At 63.0% G+C, this 19,191-nt stretch carries 22 protein-coding genes; 6 read left to right on the top strand and 16 right to left on the bottom strand.

Annotation, left to right across the window (positions count from 1 at the left end; all coding sequences use genetic code 11):
- Window positions 1-11: 11 nt before the first annotated feature.
- The 8 genes from hemW to ACLH0I_RS27735 form a co-directional block, all read right to left on the bottom strand.
- Window positions 12-1,211 carry a radical SAM family heme chaperone HemW gene (hemW, locus tag ACLH0I_RS27770; RefSeq protein WP_411385882.1) on the bottom strand — a complete coding sequence of 400 codons (1,200 nt, stop codon included), beginning with the start codon at window positions 1,209-1,211 and terminating at the stop codon, window positions 12-14.
- A complete protein-coding gene (gene rdgB, locus ACLH0I_RS27765) occupies window positions 1,208-1,804 on the bottom strand; it encodes an RdgB/HAM1 family non-canonical purine NTP pyrophosphatase (RefSeq protein ID WP_250963760.1) in 597 nt (198 codons plus the stop codon). Before rdgB ends, hemW begins: the two co-directional genes overlap by 4 nt.
- Complete coding sequence (locus ACLH0I_RS27760; protein ID WP_250963761.1) at window positions 1,801-2,235, bottom strand: DUF4426 domain-containing protein; 435 nt, start codon at window positions 2,233-2,235, stop codon at window positions 1,801-1,803. The genes rdgB and ACLH0I_RS27760 overlap by 4 nt, the downstream gene beginning before the upstream one ends.
- A 25-nt stretch (window positions 2,236-2,260) precedes the next feature.
- The gene (gene metW / locus ACLH0I_RS27755; RefSeq protein WP_053126236.1) at window positions 2,261-2,881 is read right to left on the bottom strand and encodes a methionine biosynthesis protein MetW; all 621 of its coding nucleotides are present in this window, start codon (window positions 2,879-2,881) and stop codon (window positions 2,261-2,263) included.
- A gap of 7 nt (window positions 2,882-2,888) precedes the next feature.
- Window positions 2,889-4,028 (bottom strand): homoserine O-succinyltransferase MetX, encoded by a 1,140-nt coding sequence (gene metX / locus ACLH0I_RS27750; protein ID WP_411385881.1) that lies wholly within the window; start codon window positions 4,026-4,028, stop codon window positions 2,889-2,891.
- A 343-nt stretch (window positions 4,029-4,371) separates the two neighbouring features.
- Window positions 4,372-4,962, bottom strand: coding sequence for a YggT family protein (locus ACLH0I_RS27745; RefSeq protein WP_072405911.1), 591 nt, complete (start codon window positions 4,960-4,962; stop codon window positions 4,372-4,374).
- Window positions 4,963-4,972: 10 nt separating this feature from the next.
- Window positions 4,973-5,791 carry a pyrroline-5-carboxylate reductase gene (gene proC / locus ACLH0I_RS27740; protein ID WP_411385880.1) on the bottom strand — a complete coding sequence of 273 codons (819 nt, stop codon included), beginning with the start codon at window positions 5,789-5,791 and terminating at the stop codon, window positions 4,973-4,975.
- Between the two features lie 35 nt (window positions 5,792-5,826).
- A complete protein-coding gene (locus ACLH0I_RS27735) occupies window positions 5,827-6,513 on the bottom strand; it encodes a YggS family pyridoxal phosphate-dependent enzyme (protein ID WP_250963764.1) in 687 nt (228 codons plus the stop codon).
- A 53-nt stretch (window positions 6,514-6,566) separates the two neighbouring features.
- On the opposite strand from ACLH0I_RS27735, the gene ACLH0I_RS27730 reads away from it, so the two are divergent.
- Window positions 6,567-7,601 (top strand): type IV pilus twitching motility protein PilT, encoded by a 1,035-nt coding sequence (locus ACLH0I_RS27730; protein ID WP_053126225.1) that lies wholly within the window; start codon window positions 6,567-6,569, stop codon window positions 7,599-7,601.
- Window positions 7,602-7,818: 217 nt separating this feature from the next.
- On the opposite strand, the gene ACLH0I_RS27725 is transcribed toward ACLH0I_RS27730, so the two are convergent.
- Complete coding sequence (locus ACLH0I_RS27725) at window positions 7,819-8,430, bottom strand: C40 family peptidase (protein WP_411385879.1); 612 nt, start codon at window positions 8,428-8,430, stop codon at window positions 7,819-7,821.
- Between the two features lie 248 nt (window positions 8,431-8,678).
- Here ACLH0I_RS27725 and ACLH0I_RS27720 point away from each other — a divergent pair, with 248 nt between their 5' ends.
- Window positions 8,679-9,107, top strand: coding sequence for a TM2 domain-containing protein (locus ACLH0I_RS27720; RefSeq protein ID WP_186710353.1), 429 nt, complete (start codon window positions 8,679-8,681; stop codon window positions 9,105-9,107).
- Window positions 9,108-9,232: 125 nt separating this feature from the next.
- On the opposite strand, the gene ACLH0I_RS27715 is transcribed toward ACLH0I_RS27720, so the two are convergent.
- The 7 genes from ACLH0I_RS27715 to gshB all read right to left on the bottom strand — a co-directional run bounded on the left by ACLH0I_RS27715 (window position 9,233) and on the right by gshB (window position 15,298).
- Entirely contained in the window at window positions 9,233-10,504 is a 1,272-nt protein-coding gene (locus ACLH0I_RS27715) for a dihydroorotase (RefSeq protein ID WP_411385878.1), read from the bottom strand.
- On the bottom strand, window positions 10,501-11,505 hold the full coding sequence (locus ACLH0I_RS27710; protein ID WP_003177495.1) for an aspartate carbamoyltransferase catalytic subunit: 1,005 nt from the start codon (window positions 11,503-11,505) through the stop codon (window positions 10,501-10,503). The genes ACLH0I_RS27715 and ACLH0I_RS27710 overlap by 4 nt, the downstream gene beginning before the upstream one ends.
- Before the next feature lie 24 nt (window positions 11,506-11,529).
- Window positions 11,530-12,036 carry a bifunctional pyr operon transcriptional regulator/uracil phosphoribosyltransferase PyrR gene (pyrR, locus tag ACLH0I_RS27705; RefSeq protein WP_250963768.1) on the bottom strand — a complete coding sequence of 169 codons (507 nt, stop codon included), beginning with the start codon at window positions 12,034-12,036 and terminating at the stop codon, window positions 11,530-11,532.
- A gap of 82 nt (window positions 12,037-12,118) precedes the next feature.
- Window positions 12,119-12,556, bottom strand: a complete 438-nt coding sequence (gene ruvX / locus ACLH0I_RS27700; RefSeq protein ID WP_003177497.1) for a Holliday junction resolvase RuvX — start codon at window positions 12,554-12,556, stop codon at window positions 12,119-12,121.
- Window positions 12,556-13,125: a YqgE/AlgH family protein gene (locus tag ACLH0I_RS27695; RefSeq protein WP_186710357.1), complete on the bottom strand. Its 570-nt coding sequence runs from the start codon at window positions 13,123-13,125 to the stop codon at window positions 12,556-12,558. Before ACLH0I_RS27695 ends, ruvX begins: the two co-directional genes overlap by 1 nt.
- 246 nt (window positions 13,126-13,371) lie before the next feature.
- Window positions 13,372-14,268: an energy transducer TonB gene (locus tag ACLH0I_RS27690; protein ID WP_186710359.1), complete on the bottom strand. Its 897-nt coding sequence runs from the start codon at window positions 14,266-14,268 to the stop codon at window positions 13,372-13,374.
- Between the two features lie 76 nt (window positions 14,269-14,344).
- Complete coding sequence (gene gshB / locus ACLH0I_RS27685) at window positions 14,345-15,298, bottom strand: glutathione synthase (protein ID WP_411385877.1); 954 nt, start codon at window positions 15,296-15,298, stop codon at window positions 14,345-14,347.
- Window positions 15,299-15,522: 224 nt separating this feature from the next.
- Between gshB and ACLH0I_RS27680 the strand changes: the two genes are divergently transcribed.
- From ACLH0I_RS27680 to ACLH0I_RS27665, 4 genes are all read left to right on the top strand, one after another.
- Window positions 15,523-15,951 (top strand): PleD family two-component system response regulator, encoded by a 429-nt coding sequence (locus ACLH0I_RS27680; RefSeq protein ID WP_092170757.1) that lies wholly within the window; start codon window positions 15,523-15,525, stop codon window positions 15,949-15,951.
- A gap of 49 nt (window positions 15,952-16,000) precedes the next feature.
- On the top strand, window positions 16,001-16,366 hold the full coding sequence (gene pilH / locus ACLH0I_RS27675; protein WP_018609535.1) for a twitching motility response regulator PilH: 366 nt from the start codon (window positions 16,001-16,003) through the stop codon (window positions 16,364-16,366).
- Window positions 16,367-16,376: 10 nt separating this feature from the next.
- The gene (locus ACLH0I_RS27670) at window positions 16,377-16,916 is read left to right on the top strand and encodes a chemotaxis protein CheW (RefSeq protein WP_411385876.1); all 540 of its coding nucleotides are present in this window, start codon (window positions 16,377-16,379) and stop codon (window positions 16,914-16,916) included.
- Window positions 16,917-17,067: 151 nt separating this feature from the next.
- Complete coding sequence (locus ACLH0I_RS27665; RefSeq protein WP_411385875.1) at window positions 17,068-19,128, top strand: methyl-accepting chemotaxis protein; 2,061 nt, start codon at window positions 17,068-17,070, stop codon at window positions 19,126-19,128.
- Window positions 19,129-19,191 lie beyond the last annotated feature (63 nt).

The following is a 19,191-nucleotide window of genomic DNA, read 5'->3' as shown; positions in this document are numbered from 1 at the left end:
CCTTGTGTTGATCAGCTCAGAAATGTCTGCAGCAAGTCATTGAGAAACAGCTGTCCGCGCTCGGTGGCCGCCAGACGTGTCGGTTCGACCTGCAACAACCCGCTTTGTTCGGCCTCGCGCCGGCCTTCGGCCAGGCTTTCAAGTGGCAGCCCGGTGCGCTCCGGGTACAGCTGCGCTTCCACGCCTGCGGTCAGGCGCAGGGCGTTCATCAGGAACTCGAACGGCAGTTCTTCATTGGCCAAGGTTTTCTCGCCGGCCTGGAAGCTTTTGGCCGGGTTGAGGTAGTCCTTGGGCAGGCGGGTCTTCCAGGTGCGCACGATGCGCCCGTCCGGATGGCTGAGCTTGCCGTGGGCGCCGGCACCGATGCCGATGAAGTCGCCGAAACTCCAGTAATTGAGGTTATGCCGCGCCGCCCGACCGGGCTGGGCGTAGGCCGAGACTTCGTATTGGGCGTAGCCGTGTTCGGCCAGCAAGGCCTGCCCGGCTTCCTGGATGTCCCACAGCGTGTCGTCTTCGGGCAAGGTCGGCGGCTGGTTCCAGAACACTGTGTTCGGCTCCAGCGTCAATTGGTACCAGGACAGGTGGGTCGGCTTCAAGGCGATGGCCTGGCGCAGGTCGCTCAAGGCGTCGTCGAGGGACTGGTCGGGCAGCCCATGCATCAGGTCCAGGTTGAAATTGTCGAACCCGGCCTGGCGGGCCATGCCGGCGGCGCGCACCGCCTCGTCACCGTTATGGATCCGGCCCAGGGCCTCGAGCTTGGCCTGCTGGAAGCTCTGGATGCCAATGGAGAGACGATTGATGCCCAGCGCCCGGTAAGCGACGAACTTTTCCTGCTCGAACGTGCCGGGATTGGCTTCCAGGGTGATTTCAATGTCCTGGGCGAACGGTATCCGCGCCTCGACACCCTTGAGCAACCGGCCTAGGGCCTGGGCACTGAACAGGCTCGGGGTGCCGCCACCGAAAAAGATCGAGCTCAGCGGGCGACCGTAAACCGCGTGCAGGTCCTGGTCGAGGTCGGCCAGCAGGGCGTCGACATACTCTTCTTCCGGCAACTGCGGGCTGGCGGTGTGGGAGTTGAAGTCGCAATACGGGCATTTACGCACGCACCACGGGATGTGGACGTACAACGCCAGGGGCGGCAGCACCGGCAGCGGCGCCCGAGGCGTTTGGACACCGCCATGAATCAGCGGTGCGGGAGTGTCATCGATCATTGCAGGCCCAGGCGTTGACGCAGCAGGGCCATGGCGCGGGCGCGGTGGCTCAGTTGGTTTTTTTCCACCGGCCCCAGCTCGGCGCTGGAGCAATTGCGCTCCGGCACCCAGAACAACGGGTCGTAGCCAAAACCGTGCTCGCCGCTGGCCTCGGTGAGAATGCGCCCGTGCCACAGGCCCTCGCAGAGGATCGGCAACGGATCGTCGGCGTGGCGGACCAGGGCCAGCACACAGACGAACTGCGCGCCGCGCTCGGCTTCGGGCACGTCCTTGAGGGCGTCGAGCAGCTTGGCGTTGTTCGCCGCGTCACCTTTGCCGTCAGCGTAACGGGCCGAGTAAATGCCCGGCGCACCGCCGAGGAAATCCACGGCCAGCCCGGAATCGTCGGCCAGCGCCGGCAGACCGGAGATACGCGCGGCATTGCGGGCCTTGAGGATGGCGTTCTCGACGAACGACAGGCCAGTCTCCTCCGGTTCCACCTGGCTGAATTCGCCGATGGAGCGCAACTGCACCGACCCGCCGAGCATGGCCTGCAGTTCCTTGAGTTTGCCGGCGTTGTGGCTGGCCAGCACGAGTTGGGTAAGGTTGATCATTGGCCCGGGAACAGTTCCTGGTTGAAGTTGAGGGTGTTGATCTTGTCGCCGGTCTGCACCTTGATCTCGAAGATGCGGTTTTCCTGCTGGGGCACCGGATACTGGGCGATGTAGTAGATCGCGCCTTGCTCGATCACCTGCTTGAATTGCAGCTGGATGCTCTGGCTGGTGAGGTCTTTCACCGTGCCGCTGACTTGGGCCATCAAGGGCTTGCCATCCTTGATCACCGACACATTGATCACGCCCTGGTTCTTGCTGCGGATCAGCTCGGCGCCCTTGGCGATCTCGGGAGTCAAGAAGGTGGAGTTGAACGTGTTGTAGTGCACGGTGACGTCACCGAACACTTCCTTGCGCTCGGCCTTGATGGCGTCGGCGGCCATGGCGCCAACGCTCAGGCAAGCGGTGATCAAAAACAACGCTAGACGTTTCATGTCGTGCTCCTGGTGAGGCCGGGGCTCACACCGCGACCTGATGATCGGCCAGGCCTGGGCTGCTGACCCGATAGATGCCTATTTCCCCTAACAGATTAGGCCATAGCTTGCTGGCCCACCCGTGGCGGTGCTGCTGGTCCACGGCCAGGCGGTCGATGACCTTGGCTTCACGTTCGTGGCACAGCGCTTCGAAATCCTTGAAGGTGCAGAAGTGGATGTTCGGCGTGTTGTACCAGGTGTAGGGCAGGAAATCCGAGACCGGCATGCGGCCCTTGCTCGCCAGGTACCAGCGGCAGCGCCAGTGGCCGAAGTTGGGGAAGGTGATGATGCACTGGCGTCCGACCCGCAGCATTTCGTCGAGGATCTTGTCCGGGTAGTGCACCGCTTGCAGGGCCTGGGTCATGACCACGATGTCGAAGCTGTTGCTGGCGAAGTTGCCCAGGCCCTTGTCCAGGTCCTGCTCGATGACGTTGATGCCCTTGGCGACGCACTCGGCAATGTTGTCCGGGTCGTTTTCCAGGCCGTAGCCGGTGACTTGCTTGTTGTCCCGCAGCCAGGTCAGCAGTTCGCCATTGCCGCAGCCCAGGTCGAGCACGCGGCTGCCGGCGGGGATCCATTCCTGGATGATGTCCAGATCGGCTCTCATGGCGTCCTCACAGCGTTATACGGTTCATGTAGTTGCCGAACGCCTGCAGGTAGCGCGGGATCGGGATCAAAAAGGCGTCGTGGCCCTGGGGTGCGTCGATTTCCAGGTAGCAGACGTCCTTGCGCGCGGCCATCAGCGCATCCACCAGCTCCCGCGAGCGCGCCGGGGAGAAGCGCCAGTCGGTGGTGAACGACATCACACAGAACTTGGCGGTGGCATTGGCGAAGGTTTTCGCCAGGTTATCGTCGAAGTTGGCCGCCGGATCGAAGTAGTCCAGCGCCTTGGTCATCAACAGGTAGGTGTTGGCGTCGAAACGCCCGGAGAACTCTTCGCCCTGGTAGCGCAGGTAGCTCTCGACCTGGAACTCGACGCTGTGGAAGTCGTAGTTGAGCTTCTCGCTCTTGAGACCACGGCCGAATTTCTCGCCCATGGAGTCGTCGGACAGGTAGGTGATGTGCCCGACCATGCGCGCCAGCATCAGCCCGCGCTTGGGGATCACACCGTGTTCCTGGAACGAACCGCCGTGGAATTCCGGGTCGGTGAGGATCGCCTGGCGCGCCACTTCGTTGAAGGCGATGTTCTGCGCCGACAGCTTGGGCGCCGAGGCGATTGCCAGGCAGTGGCGCACGCGGTCCGGATAGGTGATGGTCCATTGCAGGGCCTGCATGCCGCCCAGGCTGCCGCCGATCACTGCCGCCCACTGGCCGATGCCGAGGCGGTCGGCCAGGCGCGCCTGGCTGTGGACCCAATCTTCCACGGTCAGCACCGGGAAATCGGCGCCGAAGGGCTTGCCGGTGTCCGGGTTGAGGCTGCTGGGGCCGGTGGAGCCGTTGCAGCCGCCGAGGTTGTTCAGGCTGACCACGAAGAACCTGCTGGTGTCGATGGGCTTGCCCGGGCCAATGCAACTGTCCCACCAGCCGGGCTTGCGGTCGTCGATGCTGTGGTAGCCGGCGGCATGGTGATGCCCCGACAAGGCGTGGCAAATCAACACGGCATTGCTCGCCGTGGCGTTGAGGGTGCCGTAGGTTTCGTAGATCAGGTCATAGGCTGGCAACGAACGGCCGCAGGCCAGGGCCAGGGGCTCGCTGAAATGCGCCGTTTGCGGCGTCACCAGACCAACGGAATCGGGGGGAAAGGCAGCTGGCATCGACCCTGCTCGCGTTGAAATGAGGCGTAAGTCTAAAGACCGCTGGGGTTAGCGGCAAGCAAACGGCGGCGCTGATTGTCCGCTGATGCAAACCCTGTGGTGACCGGATCAATCTGTGGCGAGGGAGCTTGCTCCCGCTGGGGCGGGCTGGCGCTCCAGCGCGAAGCGGCCCCGTAGGAGCTGTGTAGGAGCTGCCGAGTGCAACGAGGCTGCGATCTTTCCCCTGACAATTGAGTCGTGAGCGAAAGATCAAGATCAAGATCAAAAGATCGCAGGCTTCGCCAGCTCCTACAGAGCCCAGCGGGAGCAAGCTCCCTCGCCACAGGAAAAGCTGCAGCGTGCTTTAGATCAGCAACCGCAGGATCTCCGGCATCATGGTCATCGCCGCCAGGTTATTGATCACCAGCATGTCGATCAGCTTGAGTACCATGAACGCCAGGATCGGCGAGATGTCCAGGCCGCCGAGGTTCGGCACGATGCGGCGGAACGGTGCCAGGGCCGGCTCGCAGATCTGGTTCACCAGTTCGGCACCCGGGTTATGGCTGCCCGGCGCGACCCACGACAGGATCACGCTGATGATCATGGCGAAGAAGAAAATCTTCAGGAACAGCGCGGTCACGCCAATGATCGACCAGATCAGCAGTTGCAGCGGGTTGCCGGTGGTGCCGTAGGTCAGCAGCAAGGTCAGGGCCATCAGTGCCAATTGCACCAGGATCGCCAGGACCAGCGACGACATGTCCAGGCCGAACAGGCTCGGGATGATCCGGCGCAGCGGCTTGAGCAGCGGCTGGGTGGCCTTGACGATGAACTGGCACAGGGGGTTGTAGAAGTTGGCGCGCACCAGTTGCAGCACGAAGCGCAGCAGCACGATCAGCAGGTACAGGCTGCCGAGGGTTTGCAGCACGTAGACCGCTGCAGTGTTCAATCCAATCATGAATGGCTCCTTATTGGCCCAGTTGTTCGGCCATTTCGGCCGAGCGGTGCGCGGCGGCGCCGAGTGCTTTTTCCACCAGGGCTTCGAAGCCCCCGGCCTGGAACGATTTGATGGCCGCTTCGGTGGTGCCGGCCGGCGAAGTCACGCGGCGGCGCAGCTCGGCCGCATCGACGTCGCTGGAAACCGCCATGTGCGCGGCACCGAGGGCGGTCTGCAAGGTCAGCTGGGCGGCGGTTTCCCGGCTCAGGCCCAGCTTCTCGCCAGCGGCGGTCATGGCTTCGATCAGCAGGAAGAAGTACGCCGGGCCCGAGCCGGAGACGGCGGTGACGGCGTCCAATTGCTGTTCGGTGTCCAGCCACAGGGCCAGGCCCACCGCCGACAGCAGCGTTTCGGCCTGCTGGCGTTGCTCGGCGCTCACCTGTTCGGTGGCGAACAGGCCGCTGACACCCTGGCGCAGCAGCGCCGGGGTGTTGGGCATGCAACGTACGATCGGCTGCTCGCCGAGCCAGTTGTTCATGCTGGCGCAGGTGATACCCGCTGCAATCGACACCACCAGTTGATGGGGCTTGAGGCTTGTGCGCAGGGCTTCACAGACGGTTTTCATCGCTTGCGGCTTGACCGCCAGCACGATGACGTCCGCGCCGTCGATGGCCTGGGCGTTGTCGGCAAAGGTCTCGATGCCGTGCTCGGCGCTGACTCGGGTGCGGGTCTCTTCACCTGGATCGCTGGCGCGGATCAGAGAAGCGTCCAGACCCTTGGCCCGCAGGCCGCCGATCAGGCTGGCGGCCATGTTGCCGGCGCCGATGAAAGCAATACGCGTGTTGCTCATGACAGGTCCTTATAAAGAGATGAGTCGGCCATGGTTCAGGAGTGACCGTAGTCGCGGGCGCCAAACAGGGCAGTGCCGATGCGCACCCAGGTGGCGCCTTGGGCGATGGCCGACTCAAGGTCGTGGCTCATGCCCATGGAAAGTGTGTCCAGCGGCAGGGCCAGGCTGGCTTGCAGGCGTTGAACGGCTGCGAAGGCCGCATCCTGGGCGGTGCGGTCATCGGTGGGTTCGGGAATTGCCATCAGCCCACGCAGCTTCAGGCGCGGCAATGCGCTGATGGCACTCGCTAGGGCGGGCAGGTCCGCCGGGGTGCAGCCGGATTTGCTGGCTTCACCGCTGACATTGACCTGGATGCAGATGTTCAGCGGCGGCAATTCGGCCGGGCGCTGCTCGGACAGGCGCTGTGCAATTTTCAAGCGATCCACGGAATGCACCCAATCGAAGTGTTCGGCGATAGCACGCGTCTTGTTCGATTGAATGGGGCCGATGAAGTGCCAGATCAAGGGCAGGTCGATCAATTCGACCTGTTTGCCCAAGGCCTCTTGCAGGTAGTTTTCGCCGAAGTCCCGCAGGCCGGCGGCATAGGCTTCACGCAGGGCCTGGGCGGGCTTGGTCTTGCTCACGGCCAGCAGTTGGACGCTGCCTTCGGCACGTTGGGCGGTCTGCTCCGCAGTGCGGATACGCGAACTAACCTGAGCAATGTTGTCTGCTATCGTGGACATAAAGGAGCGCCAGCGGTGAGGTTCGCGGCATTCTACTGGAATTGAGGAGCGCTATGGATATCACTGAACTGCTGGCCTTCAGCGCCAAACAGGGGGCGTCGGACCTGCACCTGTCCGCCGGGCTGCCGCCGATGATCCGCGTGGATGGTGACGTACGGCGGATCAACCTGCCGGCGCTGGACCACAAGCAGGTCCATGAATTGATCTACGACATCATGAACGACCGGCAGCGGGTGGATTACGAAAAGTTTCTGGAAACCGACTTTTCCTTCGACGTGCCGGGCGTCGCGCGGTTTCGGGTCAACGCCTTCAACCAGAATCGCGGCGCGGGGGCGGTGTTCCGGACCATTCCATCGAAAGTCCTGACCATGGAAGACCTGGGGATGGGCGAAGTGTTTCGCAAAATCACCGAGGCGCCTCGCGGGCTGGTGCTGGTGACCGGGCCGACCGGCTCAGGCAAGTCCACTACCCTGGCGGCGATGATCGACCACCTCAACAGCCACAAGCACCATCACATCCTCACCATCGAAGACCCTATCGAATTCGTTCACGAACCGCGCAAATGCCTGATCAACCAGCGCGAGGTGCACCGCGACACCCAAGGCTTCTCCACGGCCCTGCGTTCAGCCTTGCGGGAGGACCCGGACGTGATCCTGGTGGGCGAGATGCGCGACCTGGAAACCATCCGCCTGGCGCTGACCGCCGCCGAAACCGGGCACCTGGTGTTCGGCACCCTGCACACCACGTCGGCGGCCAAGACCATCGACCGGGTGGTGGACGTGTTCCCCGGCGACGAGAAGTCCATGGTTCGCTCGATGTTGTCGGAGTCGTTGCAAGCGGTGATTTCCCAGACGCTGATCAAGAAGATCGGCGGCGGCCGGGTCGCGGCCCATGAAATCATGCTGGGGACCTCGGCCATTCGGAACCTGATCCGGGAAGACAAGGTGGCGCAGATGTACTCGTCCATCCAAACCGGCGGCTCGCTGGGGATGCAGACGCTGGACATGTGTTTGAAAGATTTGGTGAACAAGGGGCTGATCAGCCGCGAACATGCCCGGGAGCGGGCGCGTACGCCGGATAATTTCTAGGGTAGGAGGCAGTACCGCTTTTGTGGCGAGGGAGCTTGCTCCCGCTGGGTTGCGACCGTAGGAGCTATGTAGGAGCTGTCGAGTGAAACGAGGCTGCGATCTTTCCCCAGACACTTGAATCTCAAGCGAAAGATCAAAAGATCGCAGGCTTCGCCAGCTCCTACAGAGCCCAGCGGGAGCAAGCTCCCTCGCCACAGGGCCATGCGAGCTATTCGGATCAGCGCTGAACCACGCGCATCGCGCCCGGTTCTTTCGGCAGCACTCGCTTGGCGACCACGTAATGGGTGTTCCAGTACGGCTTGTTCAGCGTGTCGATGGTCACCGACTTGCCACGGCGCGGGGCGTGGATGAAACGGTCGTTGCCCAGGTAGATGGCCACGTGGTTGACGCGGCGGCTCTTGAGCTTGAAGAAAATCAGGTCGCCGGGCTTGAGGTCCTTGCGCTCGACTTTCTCGCCATGACCGGCAGCCATGGCGTTGGAGGTGCGCGGCAGGTCGAACGTGGCGTCGTTGAACGCGTATTTCACCAAGCCACTGCAATCGAAACCTTTACTTGGGCTGCTGCCGCCCCAACGATAAGGTGTGCCGAGGACATTCACGGCGCGGCTCAGCACGTTGCTGGTCGTCTTGGTCGCCATGGGTGGCACCAGGCGACCGTGAGCGGTGCTCACGCGCTGGACGCCCTGCTTGTTCTTGTTCGAAGGAGCAGAAACATGGGATTTCGGGGTGTAGCCGTTGACGTTGGGAAGACGTTGCTCACGATTGGTGGCGTGGGCGGCCAGTGGCAATAATAGGCAAATGGTTAGCCATGTCTTGAAAAATGGACGCATTAGGCAGGGCTCATAAAGGTTAGCGCGCAACTTTATAACAGCTTTTTTTGCCATTCCGAGGCCGTTTGTCGATCCGAAACCCAGCGTAAACCCTGCACCACTGCGGCAATTTGACTTGATTGTCCGACAGAAGCCCGGTACCACGGGCGTTTCCTCGGTCCGAGTCGTCCAGGACCGCTTGTCGGCGAGACACAAAAAAGTCACAAAAAGTCAGAACAAATTTTTCTATCGAGGCAAAAGAGGCATTCATGAACAGCTATCAGCAGGACGCAATCCGCGATACCCACAGCAAAGTCATCGGGTATCTGCTGTGGATTTTGGGTTTTACCGGCGCTCACCGTTTCTATTACGGCAAGCCGGTCACGGGCACGATCTGGTTTTTCACCTTCGGCCTGCTGGGCATCGGTTGGTTGATCGACCTGTTCCTGATCCCGGCCATGGACCGCGAAGCGGACCTGCGTTTCACCCCCGGGCCCATCGAGTACAGCGTGGCTTGGATTCTGCTGACGTTCCTAGGGGTGCTGGGCGTACACCGGATGTATCAGGGCAAGTGGCTCAGCGGGATCCTCTACCTGCTCACCGGTGGGGTGTTTTTCCTTGGGGTGCTGTATGACTTCTGGACGCTGAATGATCAGGTGTCGATTCGGAATGCGCAGAAGCGTGGGGCTTTTCACTAAGACCGAGTCGCCTGCATCGCGAGCAAGCTCGCTCCCACATTGAATCGGAGGTGTTCACATATCCTGTGTTCACCGAAGATCCCCTGTGGGAGCGAGCTTGCTCGCGATAGGAGCGGCGCGGTTTTTCAGGCCTGGTGGGTAATCCGCCCATCCATCAGCGTATAACGCACCACGCCCGGCAGGCTGTGGCCGAGGAACGGGCAATTGTCGCCCTTGGAACGCCAGGCTTCGCCGGCCACGGTGGAGGCGGCGGGGTCGAACAGCACCAGGTCCGCCGCGGCGCCCACCGCGAGTTTCCCCGCCGGCAGTTGCAGCGCCTGGGCCGGGCCGGCGCTCAGGCGCGCCAGCAAGGTCGGCAAATCCAGCAAACCGTCTTCCACCAGCGTCAGGGCCAGCGACAGCAGCAGTTCGACGCTGCTGATGCCTGGTTCGGTGGCGCCGAACGGAGCCAGCTTGGCATCGCGCTCGTGGGGTTGGTGATGGCTGGAGATGGCCGAGATCACCCCGGATTTCACCGCCTCGCGCAAGCCATCGCGGTCGGCGCGGGTGCGCAGCGGCGGCTGGACGTGGTAGACGCTGTTGAAATCGATCAGCGCTTCGTCGGTGAGAATCAACTGGTACAGCGCGACGTCGGCGGTCACCGGCAAGCCGCGGGCCTGGGCCTGGGCGATCAATGCGGCGCCGCGGGCACTGGTCAGTTGGCTGAAGTGAGCGCGCACGCCGCTTTGTTCCACCAACAGCAGGTCCCGAGCCAGGGCCACGGTCTCGGCGGTTTCCGGGATGCCCGGCAGGCCGAGGAAGCTGGCGGTCGGGCCTTCATGGGCGAGGCCACCTTCGGCCAGGTCGTGATCCTGGGAGTTGAAGATCACCGTCAGGCCGAAAGTCGCCGCGTATTCCAGGGCGCGGCACAGGGTACGGGTGTTGCGGAAACTGTTCAGGCCATTGCCGAACGCCACGCACCCGGCGTCACGCAGGGCGATGAGCTCGGCCAGTTGTTCGCCTTCCAGGCCTTTGCTCAGGGCCCCGATCGGGAAGACCTTGGTGTTGCCGGCCTCACGGGCGCGGTCGAGGATCAGTTCGGCCACGGCCGAGGTGTCCAGCACCGGTTTGGTCTGCGGCGGGCAGCACAGGCTGGTCACGCCACCGGCAGCGGCGGCGCGGGTTTCGCTGATGATGCTGCCTTTGCGGCTGTAGCCCGGTTCGCGCAGGGCAACGTTCAGATCCACCAGGCCGGGCGCGGCCACCAGGCCTTGGGCGTCGAGGATTTCGGCGGCGACGAAACCTGTCGGCGCCGTGCCAAGGGCGACGATCTTGCAGGCATCGATATGAATGTCAGTCACTTGATCCAGGCCGCTGGCTGGATCGATCACGCGTGCGCCGAGAATGCTGAGCTTCACTGGGCGTTCTCCTGGTCGAATTGGCGCTGGGCCGTTTGTCCGCTCATGGCCATGGACAGCACGGCCATGCGGATGGCGATGCCGTAGGTCACCTGGTTGAGAATCACCGAGTGCGGCCCGTCGGCCACCGCCGACTCGATCTCCACGCCGCGGTTGATCGGCCCCGGGTGCATGACGATGGCGTCCGGCTTGGCCCCGGCCAGGCGCGCCGTGGTCAGACCGAACAGGCGGTAGAACTCGCCTTCGCTGGGCAGCAGGCCGCCGGTCATGCGCTCGCGTTGCAGGCGCAGCATGATCACCACGTCCACATCCTTCAGGCCTTCGGTCATGTCGGTGTAGACCTTCACGCCGTATTGCTCGACGCCGATGGGCAGCAGGGTTTTCGGCGCGATCACGCGGATGTCCGGGCAACCGAGGGTCTTGAGGGCCAGCATGTTCGAGCGGGCCACCCGCGAGTGCAGGATGTCGCCGACGATCGCTACGGACAGGTTCTCGAAGCTGCCCTTGTGCCGACGGATGGTCAGCATGTCGAGCATGCCCTGGGTCGGGTGGGCGTGACGGCCGTCGCCGCCGTTGATGATCGCCACTTGCGGGCACACATGTTCGGCAATGAAGTGCGCCGCGCCGGAGTCGCCGTGGCGCACGACGAACATGTCGGCGGCCATGGCCTCGAGGTTGCGCAGGGTGTCGAGCAGGGTTTCGCCCTTGCTCGCCGAGGACGTGGACACGTTGAGGGTGATCACGTCCGCCGACAACCGCTGGGCCGCCAGTTCGAAGGTGGTGCGGGTGCGGGTGGAGTTTTCGAAGAACACGTTGCACACGGTCTTGCCGCGCAGCAACGGGACTTTTTTCACCGCCCGGGCGCCGACTTCGAGGAACGAGTCGGCGGTGTCGAGGATTTCCGTCAGCAGCTCGCGGCGCAGGCCGTCGAGGGACAGGAAGTGGCGCAGCTGGCCCTGATCGTTGAGCTGCAGCGGGCGCTTGGTTTCGAGAGGCGTCATCGCGATGGACTCTTACAAGGGCAGTTAAAGGGCAAGGTCTTGCAGTTCGAGTTGCAGCGGCGACGGCCCGGAGAGCTTGACCCGCTCGTGGGCGGCCAGCGTCAGCGTCGCGCCGACCACGTTCGGTCGGATCGGCAGCTCGGCGGCGTCCAGGTCCAGCAGGCACACCAACGTCACGCTGGCCGGGCGACCGTAGTCGAACAGTTCGTTCATGGCGGCGCGGATGGTCCGGCCGCTCATCAGCACGTCGTCGATCAGCACCAGGTGCTGGCCTTCGATCTCGAACGGCAGCGCCGAGGGGCGTACCTGCGGGTGCAGGCCGTTCTGGCTGAAGTCGTCACGGTAGAAGGACACATCGAGGGTGCCCAGCGGCGACTGGCTGCCCAGTGCTTGGAGCAAGGCCTGGGCGACCCAGACGCCACCGGTGCGAATGCCGATGTAGCGCGGTTCGCTGATGCCGCGTTGTTCCAGGTGTGCCGTGAGACGAATCGCCATCTGGCTGATCAGTTCGGCAGGATTGGGCAGGCTCATGCTGGCTCCTTCAGTTTCCGGGTCGGTGTTCGTGACTCGGTTTATCGCTAAAAGAAAGCGCCTTGGCGGCGCTTTCAAAAAATCAGGTTTCGAACAGGGCGGCGTTGGCGTCGAGCCAGCCTTGCAGCAGCAGGGCGGCGGCGATGGCGTCCACCGGGTTGTCGCGGTAACTGCCTTTCTGTCCGCCGCGCACCAGGCGCTCGCCCTTGGCCTCGAAGGTGGTCAGGCGCTCGTCATGGGTATAGAAGGGCAGGTTGTAGCGGCCGTTGAGCCGGCGGGCGAATTTTTCGGCCCGCAGGCACATGTCGCTGGGCGTGCCGTCCATGTTCAGGGGCAGGCCGACCACCACGGCATCGGGTTTCCACTCCTTGATCAGCGCTTCGACCTGGTTCCAGTCCGGCACGCCATTCTGCGCCTTCAAGGTGCACAACTCGCGGGCCTGGCCGGTAATGACCTGGCCGACCGCTACGCCGATCTGTTTGGTGCCGTAATCGAAGCCCAGCAGCAAGCGCAGGGCCATCAGGCGTGTCCTGCCTGGCTGGTGAGCAGGCTGAGGTTGACCCCCAACCGGCTGGCCGCCGCTTCCAGGCGCAGTTCGCTGCTGGTGTTGAACAGGATGTCGGCGTCGAACGGGCAGGTCAGCCAGGCGTTATCCGCCAGTTCGGCTTCCAGTTGCCCGGGTTCCCAGCCGGCATAGCCGAGGGCGATCAGGCTTTTCGCCGGGCCGACGCCATCGGCGATGGCGAACAGCACGTCCTGGGAGGTGGACAGCGATAAACCGTCCAGGTCCACCGTCGCCTGGAATTTGGGGCCCGACGGATGGAGCACGAAACCGCGATCGGTCTGCACCGGGCCGCCGATAAAAATCGGCACGTGCTGGCACAAGAGTGGCGGTTCCACCTCGGGCCGCAACTGCTCGAGAATGTCCGCCAGGTTCAGCTCCTGCGGCCGATTGACCACCAGCCCCATGGCCCCATTGGCCGTGTGCTCGACGATATAGGTCAAGGTGTGGGCAAAGTTCGGATCGGCCATGTGCGGCATGGCAATCAGGAAGTGATGCTTGAGGTAGGTGGGGCTGACGTTTTTCATAGGCGCTAGTGTGGCGGCGCAGGGGCGAACTGACAAGCTGGGGATGTGCAGGAAATGCCTGAGAATGACCCAGATCTCCCCTGTGGTAATGAGTACAAATGGCCCGTTCACCAACAAAACCCTGTGGGAGCGAGCTTGCTCGCGATGGCGGGCTGTCGGCCGACATCTATGTTGAATGATCCATGGCCATCGCGAGCAAGCTCGCTCCCACAAGGGATCTGCGGCGGGTTCAGGCATCGATCAGGCTCAGTTACTGGAAAGCCGATCACCCCGGGCGAACTTCCAGGTGCGGATGATTTCCAGCCGGTCGATGTCCGACAGGTCCCCGGTAAACGGTGCGAACGGTGCGGCCAGGCGCACGATCCGCTGGGCTGCCTGGTCCAGCAGCGGTTGGCCGGAGGATTCGAGCACCAGCACTTCATACAACGAGCCGTCGCGGTTGATCGAGACCATGAGCCGCAGGTTGCCGTAGATCTGTTTGCGCCGGGCCTCGTCGGGGTAGTTGAGGTTGCCGATGCGCTCGACCTTCTTGCGCCACTCGTCCTTGTACCAGGCACCCTTGTCGCGCATGGTCGAGGCGGCGCTCAGGCGGTGGATGCGCGGGCGCTTGGCGTAGAGCTGTTGCTCCTGGGCCAGTTCGGCTTCCAGGCTGGCGATATCGCTGGACAGCTGGGAGCTGTCGAAGGTGGGCACCGGGGCCTGGGGCTTGGGATCGGGCTTGACCTCTTCCTTGACCGGGGCTTTTTTCGGCTTCGGCGCCACGGTGGTCACGGCTGCCTTGGGCGCTGTTTCCCGTACTTCGGGCTTGGCCGCCGGCGGCGGGGTGACTTTCTGTACCGTGCTGTCCTGGAACGGCGCGATTTCGGTGGTCTTGGGGGTCGCCTTTTTTTCCAGGGTGCCGCTGCCTTGCTGGTTTTCCTGGGCAAGGAAATCGGCCTTCTCGGGCTTGGCCTCGCTCTTGAAGGTGGCCAGGGTAATTTCCAGGGTCTGGCTGATCTGCTTGGGCTCGACCGTGGCGAAACCGACGCCCAGCAGCAAGGCCAGATGGATCAATGCCGCCAGGAACAGGGTAAAACCGAGGCGATCAGCCGGGCGCACGCCACGATGGGCGAGCTCTTGGGGCAGATCGGACGGGAGTGTCATGACAAGGAAACCAACATCGCGTTTTTTTCAGGCCGGGCATGATAACGCAATGTGGGTTTCCTTCAGCAGATCTGGATCAACGAGCCTTGAGCTTCTGATCGATGGCATCCATCAACATGCCGCCGATGTCCGTGCCAAAGGCGTTGTCGATCTCGCGAATGCACGTCGGGCTGGTGACGTTGATTTCCGTCAGGTGCTCGCCGATCACGTCCAGGCCCACGAACAGCAGGCCTTTTTCACGCAGGGTCGGGCCGACCTGGGCGGCGATCCAGCGGTCCTTCTCGGTCAGCGGTCGCGCCTCGCCACGGCCACCGGCTGCCAGGTTGCCGCGGGTTTCGCCGGCTGCCGGAATGCGCGCCAGGCAATAGTCCACCGGTTCGCCGTCAATCATCAGGATGCGCTTGTCGCCATCGACGATGGCCGGCAGGTAGCCCTGGATCATGATCTGTTGCTGGCCGTGCAAAGTCAGGGTTTCCAGGATCACCGACAGGTTCGGGTGGCCGGCGGTGTGCCGGAAGATCGAGGAACCGCCCATGCCGTCCAGGGGCTTGAGGATCACGTCGCCGTGATGGTCGGCAAATGCGCGCAACACGTCCGGGCGACGGCTGACGATGGTCGGCGGCGTGCATTGCGGGAACAGCGTGGCGAACAGCTTTTCGTTGCAGTCGCGCAGGCTCTGGGGCTTGTTGACCACCAGCACGCCAGCGTTTTCAGCCTGTTCCAGCAGGTAGGTGGAGTACACGAACTCCATGTCGAACGGCGGATCCTTGCGCATCAGGATCACGTCCAGGTCGCTGAGCAGCGCGTCGCTCTCGGTGCCCAGCTCAAACCACTCCTCGGGGTTGGCGAAGACTTTCAGCGGTTTCATCCGCGCTCGCGCCTGGCCTTCGGCCTGGTAGAGGTCGCGCTGTTCCATGTAGAACAGTTCCCAGCCGCGCTTCTGAGCGGCCAGCAGCATGGCCAGCGAGCTATCCTTTTTATAGGAAATGCTGGCGATAGGGTCCATGACAATGCCGACGCGTACGCTCATGGCTTGGTTCCTCGAAATGTGATGGGCACATATTGGTGCGAAAAAGTGGCGTCAGAGTGGCGCCCGGAAGATTGGCGGTCAAGGAAAAACCACCGCGCCGAGCGGCCGATAGATCGGCGATGGAGACTGTGCTAAAAAGGCTGCCATGTGACGTGCGGGCCTTGAACATCAAGGGTTTGCGCTGTCGTTCACACTTACGCGTTAAAAATCGGTCCGCAGTGGCAATGGCAGAGCATCTCACGCAGCAGCAACCCAGCGCCTTGAAGGTCATGGTCATCGACGACTCGAAGACCATCCGCCGCACCGCCGAAACCTTGCTGCGCAACGTGGGCTGCGAGGTGATCACGGCCATCGACGGTTTCGATGCCCTGGCCAAGATCGCCGACCATCATCCGGGCATCATTTTTGTCGACATCATGATGCCGCGCCTCGATGGCTACCAGACCTGTGCCCTGATCAAGAACAACAGCGCGTTCAAGGCCACGCCGGTGATCATGCTGTCGTCCCGGGACGGGTTGTTCGACAAGGCCAAGGGGCGCATCGTCGGTTCCGATCAGTTTTTGACCAAGCCGTTCAGCAAGGAAGAACTGCTGGGGGCGATACAGGCCCATGTCCCGGGCTTTGCCGCTGTCCAGCCGCACCAGGCACATTAATGACACTCGGCCAACGGGCCCGGGGTCAACAAGAAAAATGGGGAACACCATGGCACGAGTTCTGATCGTCGATGATTCGCCGACTGAAATGTACAAACTGACCGGCATGCTGGAAAAGCACGGCCATGAGGTTCTGAAGGCCGAGAACGGCGCCGATGGCGTGGCCCTGGCCCGCCAGGAAAAACCCGATGCGGTGCTGATGGACATCGTCATGCCCGGCCTCAATGGTTTCCAGGCCACGCGCCAGTTGACCAAGGACCCGGACACCGGCCATATCCCCGTGATCATCATCACCACCAAGGATCAGGACACCGACAAGGTCTGGGGGACGCGCCAGGGCGCGAAGGACTACCTGACCAAGCCGGTGGACGAAGAAACCCTGATCGCGACCCTGAACAAAGTATTGGCGGGTTGACGGCGCGGCCATGAGCCAGTCCCTGACGGCCTTCGAACTGCTGCTGCAGATCGACCGGCGTTGCCGGCTGCTGGGGGCGGACCTGCCCTCCCAGCCGACCCACCGCGCCGGTTGGAGCGGCATCGGCTTTCGCCTGGGCGAGCACTGGTACGTGGCGCCGATGGGCGAAGTCAGCGAAGTGCTGCACGAGCCACGTCATACGCCTTTGCCCGGGGTCAAGCCGTGGGTGCGTGGCGTGGCCAACCTGCGTGGGCGCTTGTTGCCGTTGATGGACTTGTGCGGGTTTTTCGGCCACGAACTGTCCACCGTACGCAAGCAGCGGCGCGTGCTGGTGGTGGACCACGACGAGGTGTTCGCCGGGTTGCTGGTGGACGAAGTCCTGGGGCTGCAGCACTTTGCCCAGGACAGCCTGGAACCGACGCTGGTGGACGACCACGACGGCCCGGAAGCGGCCTTCGTCAAGGGCCGGTTCGGCGGCGAGCGAGAGTGGCAGGTGTTCAGCCCGTTTGCCCTGGCGCGGTCGCCGGGGTTCATGGATGTGGCGATTTGACAAGCCGTAGTGCGGCCCCTGTGGGAGCGAGCTTGCTCGCGATAGCAGCGGTACAGCTTGCATCAATGTTGATTGTGCTGGCGCCATCGCGAGCAAGCTCGCTCCCACATTGGGACGGCGGCGGGTTGGGGTCTTGGGCAGGCGAAAATCGATGATCAAAGCAAAAACAGGCAAGCCACTGGAAGCGTCGCGCAGTCGTTCGCAGATCATCGTGCTGTTCGTCGCGCTGATCGTCTTCATCATGCTGCTGTTCGCCAACTTCGCTTACCTCAACACTCAATCCACCTATGACAAACAGTACATCGGCCATGCCGGTGAGCTGCGGGTGCTGTCCCAGCGCATCGCCAAGAACGCCACCGAGGCGGCCGCCGGCAAGCCCGCGGCGTTCAAGCTGCTGAGCGATGCGCGCAATGATTTCGCCCAGCGCTGGGGCTACCTGAAGCAGGGCGATCCGGTGACCGGCCTGCCGCCTGCGCCCGCGACCCTGCGCCCGCAGATGCGCGCCGTGCAGTTGGATTGGGAACGCCTGCTCAAGAACACCGATGCCATCCTCTCCAGCGAGCAGACCGTGCTGTCGCTGCACCAGGTGGCGGCCACCCTGGCCGAAACCGTGCCGCAGTTGCAGGTCGAGTACGAAAAAGTCGTCGAGATCCTGCTGCAACGTGGCGCGCCGGCTGCCCAGGTGGCCATGGCCCAGCGCCAATCGCTGCTGGCCGAACGGATTCTCGGCGCGGTGAATACCGTGCTGGCGGGGGACGAAAATGCCAGCCAGGCGGCTGACACCTTTGGTCGCGACGCAGCGCGTTTTGGCCAGGTGCTCAATGGCATGTTGCAAGGTGATCCGGCCTTGAAGATCTCCCAGGTCCAGGACCGCGATGCCCGGGCACGCCTGAGTGAAATCAGCGAGCTGTTCGAGTTTGTCTCCGGCTCGGTGGATGAAATCCTCGAGACCTCGCCGGAGCTGTTCAAGGTCCGCGAGTCGGCCGGCAACATCTTCAACCTGTCGCAGACCCTGCTCGACGAGGCTTCGCACCTGGCCACGGCCTTCGAAAACCTGGCCGGCGGGCGCTCCGTCAACACCATTGGCGGTTATGTGCTGGGGCTGATGGCGCTGATGTCGATCATCCTGATCGGGCTGGTGATGGTCCGCGAGACCAACCGTCAGCTCCACGAAACCGCGGAAAAGAACGAGCGCAACCAGAACGCGATCATGCGGCTGCTGGATGAAATCGAAGACCTGGCCGACGGCGACCTGACCGTCACGGCCTCGGTCACCGAGGACTTCACCGGCACCATCGCCGACTCCATCAACTACTCGGTGGACCAACTGCGCGACCTGGTTGCGACCATCAACCTCACGGCCGGCCAGGTTGCCGCCGCCGTGCAGGAAACCCAGGCCACGGCGATGCACCTGGCCCAGGCTTCCGAACACCAGGCCCAGCAAATTTCCGAAGCTTCGACTTCAATTAATGAAATGGCCCAATCCATCGACCAAGTGTCAGCCAATGCCGCCGAATCGTCGGCGGTGGCCGAGCGCTCGGTGGAAATCGCCAACAAGGGCAACGAGGTGGTGCACAACACCATTCATGGCATGGACAACATTCGCGAACAGATCCAGGACACCGCCAAGCGCATCAAGCGCCTAGGGGAGTCGTCCCAGGAAATCGGCGACATTGTCAGCCTGATCGACGACATCGCCGACCAGACCAACATCCTCGCCCTCAACGCCGCCATCCAGGCGTCCATGGCCGGCGATGCCGGGCGCGGGTTCGCGGTGGTGGCCGATGAAGTGCAGCGCCTGGCCGAGCGTTCTTCGGCGGCGACCCGGCAAATCGAGACCCTGGTGCGAGCGATCCAGGCCGACACCAACGAAGCGGTGATTTCCATGGAGCAGACCACCACCGAAGTGGTGCGCGGCGCGCGACTGGCCCAGGATGCCGGCGTCGCCCTGGAAGAAATCGAAGGCGTGTCCAAGACCCTGGCGGCGCTGATCCAGAGCATCTCCAACGCGGCGCAGCAACAGACCACCTCGGCGGGGCAGATTTCCTTGACCATGAACGTGATCCAGCAGATCACCACGCAGACTTCGTCGGGCTCCACCGCCACTGCCGAAAGCATCGGCAACCTGGCGAAAATGGCCAGCCAACTGCGCCGTTCGGTGTCGGGGTTTACCTTGCCGGCGACGCCTGTGGCGGATGAGGACAAGGTGTGACTGGCCGGATCTGCATATTGAGAAGGGGCATGTGGCGAGGAAGCTTTTGTGGCGAGGGAGCTT

The sequence above is a fragment of the Pseudomonas sp. MPB03 genome, assembly GCF_046605385.1.
Taxonomy (GTDB): domain Bacteria; phylum Pseudomonadota; class Gammaproteobacteria; order Pseudomonadales; family Pseudomonadaceae; genus Aquipseudomonas; species Aquipseudomonas zanjanensis.
This window is presented reverse-complemented; position numbering and strand designations above follow the sequence as displayed.